The sequence below is a fragment of the Gillisia marina genome (assembly GCF_000258765.1).
Lineage (GTDB): Bacteria > Bacteroidota > Bacteroidia > Flavobacteriales > Flavobacteriaceae > Gillisia > Gillisia marina.
On record NZ_AJLT01000068.1, the window covers coordinates 1 to 366 of the forward strand.

A 366-nucleotide genomic window follows, 5' to 3' on the forward strand; every position below is an offset into this window, starting at 1 on the left:
TCCAATACTGAAACTGTTACCGCAGTATCTTCATCCGTAGTTGATGAATCGTCTACCGCTACTGGAGCGTCATTTAATCCTCCAACAGTTACTGTTACTGTAGCAGTAGCCGTTAAACCTTCTTCATCTTCAATAGTATAGTCGAAAGTATCAACTCCATTAAAGTTATCATTTGGAGTGTACGTGATTGTTCCATCATTGTTGATCACTACCGATCCATTTTCAGGTTCTGTTGTGCTAATAACCGTAAGCTCATCACCATCTACATCGCTATCATTATCCAATACTGAAACTGTTACCGCAGTATCTTCATCCGTAGTTGATGAATCGTCTACCGCTACTGGAGTGTCATTTAATCCTCCAACA

At 40.2% G+C, this 366-nt stretch carries 1 protein-coding gene; it reads right to left on the reverse strand.

The window, feature by feature from the left end; all coding sequences use genetic code 11:
* Window positions 1–366, reverse strand: a 366-nt coding sequence (locus ON07_RS13120; protein WP_010232318.1) for a cadherin-like domain-containing protein, incomplete at both ends; no start/stop codon positions are given.